The organism is Butyrivibrio sp. AE2005, assembly GCF_000686965.1.
GTDB lineage: Bacteria > Bacillota > Clostridia > Lachnospirales > Lachnospiraceae > Butyrivibrio > Butyrivibrio hungatei_A.
The window spans coordinates 1-9980 of the sequence record NZ_JMMD01000041.1 but is presented as its reverse complement, the minus strand read 5'-3'; the positions used below and the strand labels follow the sequence as shown (position 1 = coordinate 9980).

Here is a 9980-nt window from a genome sequence, read left to right as displayed (position 1 = left end):
TTAGTAATTACGGTTTCATATGTGTCTTCAGTAATCTTGAATCGTACGATTCTAAATTTAAGCTCATAAAAGGCTACTGAATCCTTTTTCCTTAGTAAGCGCAAAATATTTCGACGGATATAAAACCATCTGTTAATCCTTCATAATGAATCTGAACTATAAACTACATTTTGGTGTCACTTAAGTGGTCTATGTATTAAGACTAATAGACAACACTTTGGTGTCACATCCAGGAGGTTTATTATGTCAGATTCAAGCAAAGAACAACGTAGAACACTTGATGAGTGGTACAAACTCGTCACTCAATGCCGCCAGAGCGGTCTTAGTGATGAACAGTGGTGCTTATGTAACGGCATCAAAAAGTATTCTTTATACAGTGCGATCAAGCGACTTCGCCAAAAGGCTTATGCTGTCCCCAAGCCGATGCGAAACTCGCATGATGAAATACATGACCTGACGATCCCTAAGCAGGACGTCGTTCAGGTGGATATCATTGATGATATCCAGCCGCCAAAGGAATATATTCCTTCTGTGGCGCCGCATCTTGACAATTCACATACGATAGAGATAAATCTCGGAAGAGCAAATATCCGCATCAGCAACACAGTAGATCCGGTAGTTCTATCAGAAACCTTAAAGATCTTAGGAGGCCTGACATGATCGGGGATATCACAGTTGCAGATGACATATACATTGTCTGTGGCTATACCGATATGCGCAAATCCATAGATGGCCTGTGCGCCATTGTTGAAGATAAGCTGCACATGGATCCTAGATCTCGGGCTATTTTTCTTTTCTGCGGCAGGCGTGCTGATCGTCTTAAAATCCTCATGTGGGAACAGGATGGCTTTGTATTGCTATACAAAAGGCTTTCTGTTGCTCAGGGAAGATATCGTTGGCCAAGAAATAAGGATGAAGTCAGAAGTCTTTCATGGCGTGAGCTTGACTGGCTTCTTTCAGGCATCGATATTGAGCAGCCTAAGGCTATCAGAGCCTCTTAACGATAGCAGCTCAGCTTTTGTGCATTTTTCTTAAAACTCTCTGAATCGGATTAATAATGAGGCTCTGTTTTGAGCACTTTGGCACATTTGCCGATATTAATCGTCCTGAATGTCTGATAAAATCTATATATCAGATATAAGGAGGCTATCGTGGCAAGAGATTCCAGGGAACAACAGCTTATTGAGCTGAAGGATACCGTAAAGGAACTGAATACTACCATAAAAAATCTTAACGCTCTCATAGAAGCTGCCAACAAACGTGAAGCAGAACATCTAGAAAAAGAAAAGGTTCTGCAAGAGCAGATCGAATACCTTACAAAGAAGCTTTTTGGAAAGTCCAGTGAGAAGCGAGATGATTTTGAAGGCCAGTTAAATCTCTTCAATGAAGCCGAAACTCTAATGGCTGAGCCTGATCCAGAGGAACAGGAATTCACTACCGTCGAGAAACATACCCGCAAGAAGAAAACCAAGATGACAGATAAGTTTGCAAACCTTCCGGTTCAGAAGGTTCTTCTTGATGTGCCCGAAGATGAACGCATCTGTGATATCTGTGGTACGCCTCTTGAAAGAATCGGAGAAGAATTCGTTCGAAGAGAAATCGAGATCATAAAGCCAAGCCTTAAGATTATCGAGTATTACAGCGTAAGTTATGGATGCCCCAAATGCAAAGAAGATGCTGAAGTACCACATATCGTAAAAGGACGTGATGATCAAAAGCATATGCTCCATGGTATGGCATCTGCAGGAACAGTTGCCTGGGTGATGTACCAAAAGTACGTCAATTGTCTTCCTTTATACAGACAGGAAAAAGATTTCAAGATGTACGGAGCTGAGATCTGCAGAGGAACTATAGCCAACTGGATAATCAATAATGCTGAAGACTTCTTCAGACCTATGCATGAATACTTCCAAAGGAAACTTGTTTCCGGAAAATATATCATGGCTGATGAGACACCTGTACAGGTACTCAAAGAACCGGGGCGCAGGGCTGAAACAAAGTCATACATGTGTTATGTGATGAGTTCCTGCCTCATACCGAAATCGCTATGAAGCAGGTTGTATCTGTGTTTTTTACCAACACTCATCACATAATAATTCCTGTTTTATTATCAAACATAGGCTATACTCACAGTAAGGAGGTATGTGCCTATGAAGAAAAAACAATCAGCCAAACATGATTGCTATACTCTTACTCAGGAAATGCTTAAAGCAATGAAAGATGATGGCTATTCATGTTCACATCATTACTACATTTTTAGTGCATTAGTCCGTTTTTGCAAGAAATCATATGCCGGCTATTATTCTACAGATGCCGGCGCTTCTTTTTTGGCCTATAAACGCGAGTATGTTAAGTCTAAAGAGCATATGACAGAATGTACGTTAGCTATCGCCAGGCTCGATCATGCTCTTAACGGAGATTTTCATTGGCATCCGTCACCACCATTAAAACCATACAAAAGATCTCGCTTTGATGAGATTATTAATGACTATGAAAAATATTTAAGTCAGACAAGAAAATCCAAAAATGACATTCGTCGACATGTCAGGCTTGCTGCTGACTTTATGGCAATAGCAGAAGCAAATAGGATAACATGCACCACAGATGTTACGCCTTCTATAATCTATGAGGCTTTTGATCAAAGTAGTTATAAAGAAGAATTCCGAAAAATAAAGCCTTTTCTGAGATATGCCTATAATCATAAGCTATTTCTATTTGATTTTCGCACGTTTGTGCCTTCTGTCTCACGTCATAAACCACTTCCATCTATTTATTCCCCAAAAGAAATCGATAAAGTATTGAACTCAATTGACAGGAATACTAACAGCGGGAAAAGGGATTATTGCATAATCCTGCTAGCAGTCCGCTTTGGAATGAGGGCTTCTGATATAGCAGCTCTATCCTTTGATAACATAGATGAAATAGGAAATGCCATAAATATAATTCAGGAAAAGACGGGTGTTTCAATGATGTTTCCAATGTCAAAAGAAATAGCTGATGCCTTTTATGATTATGTAAATAATGCCCGGCCAGATTCAGATGAGCCATATGTATTTATGCGTATACCGCATCCTCTGACAGGGCCATTGAGCACGCAAAGAATATCTACTATTGTGTCTGATAGATTAATTGCAGCTGGTATAGACATAAAAAATCGTCGGCATGGATCACATGCACTTAGGGCAAGTCTTGCTACACATCTATTGAACAATGGTGCCAGCTATCCTGAAGTTCAACAAGTGCTTGGGCATACATCTCCAGATGCTGCAACTCATTATATACGTGTTGAAGCAGGCAAGCTCCGTGAGTGTGCGATGGAAGTACCTCCAGTCAGTGAAAGCTTGCGTTCTTATCTGGAAGGGAGGCATAGATTCCCATGATTGATTCTAAAGAAAAATATAAAAGTCTTCTTAAGAATGAAATAGAATCTTATCTACTATTCAGAGCGAGTCAAGGGCATGATGCTAGAAAAGAAGAGAATTTCTTCGTTTCCCTTGATAAATACATCTCAGCAAATCTGCATTCTCCAATAACGGGTAACATATCTCCTGAATTAGTAGAAGGATGGATTGAATCACTGCCCAAAAGTTTAAGTACAAACACCATCAACTTATACATATCACATTTTAAACAGTTTGCCCGATATCTCAATTCAAAAGGGTATAGTGTGTTTCTTCCAGAACGTTCACTTCCCGACATGACATACATACCATATATCTTTTCAGCTGATGAACAACGATGTCTAATTAGAGCAGCTGATAAGCGGGTTGAAACTACAAGACCGTCCATAAGACATAATTCTGCTTGCTTTTCCGTATTGCTCAGGATGCTTGTTGGATGTGGGTTCAGAATAAATGAACTTTTAAATTTGAAGACATCTGAGGTCGATTTGGATAATGGAATCATTACTGTAAAGAATGCAAAAGGCAGCAAAGATAGGATTGTTCCTGTTCATGAAACGCTTTTAGATACGCTGCATATCTTCATGAAAAGTGGGATTCCGCAACAGGATGGATATTTCTTCACTTCATATAAAGGGAAGAAGCTATCGTATTCTTGGGCACGTGATAACTTCAACTTTTGCATAGCTGATATAGGAATAGTTAAACCGGTTCTCAAGGCTCATGCGCGTAATATCTGTATCCATTGCCTGCGTCATAGCTATGCTGTTTCAGTATTCCAAAAGTTTGATCAAGATAATAAGGATTTATACAGTGAAGCACCTATTATTTCTACGTATCTCGGACATAAGAACATCTATGGAACGGAGATGTATCTTCACATGACAGCATCAAATAATTCAGACGTAATCAGAAAAATGGAAACTTATAATAAAGGCCTTTTTCCGGAGGTAAGCCTATGAAACAGTCTGCTTTTATTCAACAATTATCTGTTTACTTTAATGATTATCTTCCGAGTGTCAGACACTGTAGTAAGAATACCATAAGCTCATACGCAGATGGATTTGCAATACTTTTTCGTTTTTTTCATGAAGTAAATGGTAAAAAGCATTACCAGATAGATTATTCTGATATATCTACGCAGATGATAGATGAATACGTTTTATGGATGCAAAATACCTTGAGATATAGTCCGTCTACTCAAAAGCAAAGAATTTCTGCATTATCCGCCTTCCTTAAGTATGCATCAAGGAGGGAAATGAAAGCTTTACATTCTTTTAATGCTATTTCAGGAGCTGTCACGCCTAAAATCCCCCGAAACATACCGCCCTATTTTAGCATTGAGGAAATGAAGATATTTCTCCATCTTCCTGTTTGCTCAGATATAAATGGCATAAGGGATGCAGCTATTCTCTGCCTTATGTATGATTCTGGTGCAAGAGCCCAGGAATTATGCGATATAGAGATTGGCGACCTTTCTTTAGGCAACCCATGCACAGTAAAGCTCAAAGGTAAAGGAAACAAGATGCGTGAAGTTCCTATATCAGAAGATACCGCTAAGATTGTCAGAAAATATCTCTTGGTCAATAGAAAAACTACACACGAAAACTATTCTGATCCTTTATTCTCAAGTCAGCGTTGCTCCAAAATGACAACTGCTAGTATTCGATACCTTGTTCAGAAATATACTGCAAAAGCTAAGCAGGAAGCACCATCACTATTTCTTTGTAACAACTATTCTCCACATAGTTTTCGGCATAGTAAAGCAATTCATATGCTGAAAGCAGGCGTACCTCTTATCTATATCAGAAATTTTCTTGGTCATGAATCAGTTCAGACAACAGAAGTTTATCTAAGGATGAATCAGACATCGATAGCAGAAATTCTTCAAAAGTGTACAAGCAATACTCTGATACCAGCAGATCACGAAGTCCCTGGTACAAAAACAATTATCCCTGATTTTTTGAACCAGCTAAGATAATTTTATGTGATGAGTTTTGGCAGAAAACACAGAAATAACCTGCTTCAGACCATTTGTGGTATGAGGCAGGAACTCATCACATAACACATGATATGTGACTAGTAACATATCATGTGGGTGTTCCGCTCAGGTGAGTATGATCCGGAGCAGATAGTTCTATTCCACTACTCCCCAACACGAGCAGGACAGACTGCCAAAGAGTTCCTTGAGGGATTCCACGGTTATCTCATGACTGATGGATATGGTGGTTATAACAAACTCAAGGACTGCACGAGAACATCGTGTTGGGCACATTATCCGAGAAATATTGTTATTCAAACAAATATTTACAAAACAGCTTGAATACTATGTTTGTTTTCAACTTTCTTGAATAACAATAGCGTCATTTTAAAATGAAGATGTAACCAGTCATCTCTTTTTAAAGGAGGCGCCTATGGATAATAATACTATACCTTTTGCAGAGCTGATGAATGTAGTTATCAATCAGCTAAAATCTTGGAAGTACATGGATTCTACTTTGATTATATATCGAAGAATCTACAAACGAATCCAAGCCTTTCTGGCAGCACACGGAACAGATGTATATACACACGAGCTTGGCAAAGCATTTATTGATGCTTCAAATGTTTGTAAGTCCACTCTCTCTTCTTATATTTGTGCTGTTCGTAGGCTAAATGACTACATTGATGGAAAACCATACAGATGCCATCATGATGATCCAAAGTTTGAGGCTCCACCAGAGTTTTCGGATATCTTAACAGAGTATCTTCATGAGTGTGAACAGAGCGGAAACAAAACTCCTACAGTTCTATCAAAAGAAAGAACCTGTGTGAGTTTTCTGAATCAAGTGGCTCTTAATGGCTGTCTTGATCTATCGAAGCTGGATGCCGGAATAATTACACGTGCTTTGCTTGTGTTTTCTAACAAAGATAATTATGCACGTGTCCGCCAGTTCCTTCAGTATCTTGCCGTAGAAGGTATCACGGAAGTTGATTTTTCAGGAATAGTCCCTCATTATAAACGAACAATACCGCTCCCGACTGTATATTCTCCTGAAGAGATATACCAAATGGAAGCTTCTATTGATACAAGTACTACAACTGGAAAGAGAAATCTTGCAATTATCCGTTTGGCTTCCCGGATGGGGTTAAGAGCTGGCGATATTACAGCGCTTAAGTTATCAGAAATCGATTTTAGTGGAGGATATATCACTATTATACAAGAGAAGACAAATGTTCCACTTTCTCTGATAATGCCGAGCGAGGTTTCTGAATCTTTGACAGTGCACCTTGAAAACGATATATACTCTTTGGAAGATGGATATGTTTTTCATAGCATGACTGCACCATATGGGAGAATAACAACGAGTATAATCCGTCATGTGTTAAACGAATGTCTCCACAATGCAAATATCAATATCGCAGGGAGGAAACATGGTTCTCATGCGCTTAGATCCTCACTTGCAAGTTCTATGGTAAACGATGGCGCATCATATGAGGTAGTACGGCGTATACTGGGACACACCGACCCGAATGTAATAAAACGGTATGCAAAAGCGGATATCGAAAATCTCAGGTTATGTGCTATAGATCCTCCACCAGCCTCGGGACTTTTTCTTGAATATCTCTCTGGCAAGGAGGTGATTTGCCATGTTTAAAAGCATTTATGCTGACATGCTGTCACAGTATTATGCCTTACGTAGTGAGAGTTTAAGTGACAGTGCAAGAAAACATGAATTGTGTTATCTAAAACGCTTTGATGCATATGTTCATGACCGACTATCTTCAAATGGTGGTTTATCAGAAGCTTTCATTAGCGGATGGGTAAGATCACTTTCTGGAAAAAGCAGCTCTGTAGAGAATGAAGTAATTGTGATCCGTCAGTTTCTTGGCTATCTAAGCTTGTGTGGTGAGCATGCGTATATACCACTCGTACCCAAGGTTCATGAAGATTATATTCCATATATCTTTAGCGACACTGAGTTAGAAGGAATTTTTGCTTCTGCTGATAACGTTATCCAGAAAGATTCCAAAGCAGATACGTACCTTGTCATAGAGTTTCCTGTTGTAGTCAGACTCTTATACAGTTGTGGCCTTAGGATAGGAGAAACTTTACGTATAGACATGGCAGATGTTGATCTGGAGAACGGAATACTCAGACTGCTAAATACCAAAGGCAATAAACATCGCATAGTTCCTATGTCCTCAGCAATGACTGATATCCTGACTCGCTATTGCATGGCAATGGGTATATATGGATCAAACACAGGATGGCTTTTTCCTTCATCCAAGACCAAGAGCCATATATCCGACCAAGCTATAAAGAAAAGGTTCGAAATGGTGTTGAAAGATAATGGAATCTTTCTTGAAAACCGCAAAAAACATGAGCGTGGTCCGTGTATGCATTGCATGAGGCATGTGTTTGCGTTTAAGTCTTTTGCACAAGCCGAGCGCTGTGGAAGACATCTGGATGATACGATACCATTTCTGTCTATATATTTAGGACATGAAAGCATCAATGAAACCTCCAAGTATCTGAAGTTTAGCAACGAGCTCTATCCTGAGTCCATTGAGACTTTTGGAAGCTATATGAGCGGATTATTACCGGAGGTGGATTATGAAACGTAAACATGATTTGTTGATGGACCACCTAGAGCGCTACTTCAGCATATACCTACCAATGGGAAAGGGCCTTTCGCGCGCTACTATTGATTCCTATAAAACCACTTTCAGGTTGTTATTGGAATTCCTATACAAGGAAAGGAACCTGTCTTCTGATGCAGTGGACTTTGATGACTTGGACGATGATGTGATCACAGATTTTTTGAACTGGCTAGAAACTGCGCGCAAATGTAGTGTTGCTACAAGAAATCAGAGATTATCTGCCATAGCAGCATTCTCAATATATGCTCAGAATAGAGATTTTGGAAGCGCAGTGTCTTTCAGAAATGCTGTTCTAAAGGTTCCTAAGAAAAAAGCACCACGTCAAAACAGAAGCTCGTTTACAAGGGACGAGGTTAAAATACTGTTTGACTTACCTGAATCTAAGTCTGAGATAGGCAAGAGAGACAAAACTCTGCTATGTTTTATGTATGCCAGTGGAACAAGAGCTCAGGAAGTATGTGACCTTACTGTAGGTGACATTCAGTTTTATCCTGATAGGGCAGGTATCAACATACATGGCAAAGGTCAGAAAATACGTCGCATAGGTATCCCGCGCGATGCATCAGATATGTTGAAGAAATATATTGAGCATCGTAAAATACTAAATGATGCAGGACGACATGTTTTTTCCAGCCAGACACACGAACAGATGACTGTTTCCTGTATTGAAGAGATTTATGCCAAGTACATTGACAAAGCAAAAAAGATGCATCCCGACATGTTCAGAGATAATTATACGCCTCATTCCATGAGACATACCACGGCAACCCATATGCTTGAGGCAGGAGTTCCACTTATTGTGGTAAAGAACTTTTTGGGACACGTATCTCTGCAGACTACTCAGATCTACACAGAAATCACGCAGGATACAATGAACAGACAGTTAAAATCATGGAATGAAAAGTGGTTTCTTAAGAACGACGCACAGGCTGAGAATTCTAGAGGCAAAAGCAATATACCTGAGTTCTTGAGATAAGATGGTTTTGTTATTCGAGATATCAAAAGGAGAACTGATGGCTTATGCAGATGCCAACAGTTCTCCTGGAATAACAATACTTCTCGGATAATGTGCCTTATCTCAGAACTGGAATAAGGCACATGTAAGACGTTACCTTATCGATGCCATTCCCAAAGGTAAGGAATACGATCACACGCAGCCTGCGGTTCAAGGACTTGCATACGTAGATAAGCTCTTCGATATGGAACGGAAGATTCATGAGAAGAAGAGCTTAAATTTTGATGCCATAAAGGAATATCGCCTTAAAAAAGAAAAGCCTGTTCTTGAAGGATTCTGGAAATGGCTTGACTGTCAGACCGCGATCAAGAACTCAAGACTATACAAAGCTCTTGTATACATACAGAATCGTAGACAGTTCCTTGAAACGTATCTCGAGGATGGCGGATGTAGCTTCAACAACAATACCAGCGAAAGAAGCTGTAAAGCATTTGTTACAGGCCGAAAGAACTGGCTGTTTTCCGACAGCACTAAAGGTGCTGACGCAAGTGCACTTACTTATTCCATGGTCGAGACAGCAAAAGCCTGTGGGGTAGATGTTTACTACTACCTCAAGTATCTGTTGATCAAATGTCCATCATCTCAGATGAGCGACGAGGAGCTTGAAAAGCTATCTCCATGGAATCCAAAATGCAAAGAAGCTCTTGATGAGCTGTTCAGGAAACATCAAGATGCTATCTTTGATGCAATGTAATCTTTATCATATGTGAATTGTCAAGGTGCTCCGGGTTCATAAGAACTCGGGGTATATTTTATGGGCAAAAGCCCTTGTAACTGATAACAATGGGGGGTATTTTACAACCCACCGGATTATTGCGCGCTTACTTTCCTTAGCTTTGTTGGGAGATAATCAAACGGATGTGAATGTGCAATCAATTTGTAGTGATTCTTGTCCTTCAAAAATAATTCCTTCATTTCCT

Annotated in this window: 11 protein-coding genes and 1 pseudogene; all 12 read left to right on the top strand. The window is 39.7% G+C overall.

Features of this window, described 5'->3' with window-relative positions:
* Window positions 1-243 precede the first annotated feature (243 nt).
* On the top strand, window positions 244-660 hold the full coding sequence (gene tnpA / locus DL92_RS0114730) for an IS66 family insertion sequence element accessory protein TnpA (RefSeq protein ID WP_022750594.1): 417 nt from the start codon (window positions 244-246) through the stop codon (window positions 658-660).
* A complete protein-coding gene (gene tnpB, locus DL92_RS0114725) occupies window positions 657-1001 on the top strand; it encodes an IS66 family insertion sequence element accessory protein TnpB (RefSeq protein WP_022750595.1) in 345 nt (114 codons plus the stop codon). The genes tnpA and tnpB overlap by 4 nt, the downstream gene beginning before the upstream one ends.
* Window positions 1002-1151: 150 nt before the next feature.
* Window positions 1152-2051, top strand: a complete 900-nt coding sequence (locus DL92_RS19560; RefSeq protein WP_051625375.1) for an IS66 family transposase — start codon at window positions 1152-1154, stop codon at window positions 2049-2051.
* Window positions 2052-2150: 99 nt separating this feature from the next.
* Window positions 2151-3380, top strand: coding sequence for a tyrosine-type recombinase/integrase (locus tag DL92_RS20475; RefSeq protein WP_051625374.1), 1230 nt, complete (start codon window positions 2151-2153; stop codon window positions 3378-3380).
* A complete protein-coding gene (locus tag DL92_RS0114710; protein ID WP_026668148.1) occupies window positions 3377-4363 on the top strand; it encodes a tyrosine-type recombinase/integrase in 987 nt (328 codons plus the stop codon). The genes DL92_RS20475 and DL92_RS0114710 overlap by 4 nt, the downstream gene beginning before the upstream one ends.
* On the top strand, window positions 4360-5382 hold the full coding sequence (locus tag DL92_RS0114705) for a tyrosine-type recombinase/integrase (RefSeq protein WP_026668147.1): 1023 nt from the start codon (window positions 4360-4362) through the stop codon (window positions 5380-5382). The genes DL92_RS0114710 and DL92_RS0114705 overlap by 4 nt, the downstream gene beginning before the upstream one ends.
* Window positions 5383-5493: 111 nt before the next feature.
* On the top strand, window positions 5494-5724 hold the full coding sequence (locus DL92_RS20845; RefSeq protein WP_081816926.1) for an IS66 family transposase: 231 nt from the start codon (window positions 5494-5496) through the stop codon (window positions 5722-5724).
* Window positions 5725-5815: 91 nt separating this feature from the next.
* Window positions 5816-7039 carry a tyrosine-type recombinase/integrase gene (locus tag DL92_RS20470; RefSeq protein ID WP_051625373.1) on the top strand — a complete coding sequence of 408 codons (1224 nt, stop codon included), beginning with the start codon at window positions 5816-5818 and terminating at the stop codon, window positions 7037-7039.
* On the top strand, window positions 7032-8009 hold the full coding sequence (locus DL92_RS0114695; RefSeq protein ID WP_026668145.1) for a tyrosine-type recombinase/integrase: 978 nt from the start codon (window positions 7032-7034) through the stop codon (window positions 8007-8009). The genes DL92_RS20470 and DL92_RS0114695 overlap by 8 nt, the downstream gene beginning before the upstream one ends.
* The gene (locus DL92_RS0114690; protein WP_034469387.1) at window positions 7999-9021 is read left to right on the top strand and encodes a tyrosine-type recombinase/integrase; all 1023 of its coding nucleotides are present in this window, start codon (window positions 7999-8001) and stop codon (window positions 9019-9021) included. Before DL92_RS0114695 ends, DL92_RS0114690 begins: the two co-directional genes overlap by 11 nt.
* Before the next feature lie 130 nt (window positions 9022-9151).
* Window positions 9152-9532: pseudogene (locus DL92_RS21680) on the top strand (IS66 family transposase); the annotation flags it as partial.
* A 33-nt stretch (window positions 9533-9565) separates the two neighbouring features.
* Window positions 9566-9754 carry a transposase domain-containing protein gene (locus tag DL92_RS21675; protein WP_256379975.1) on the top strand — a complete coding sequence of 63 codons (189 nt, stop codon included), beginning with the start codon at window positions 9566-9568 and terminating at the stop codon, window positions 9752-9754.
* Window positions 9755-9980: the final 226 nt, after the last annotated feature.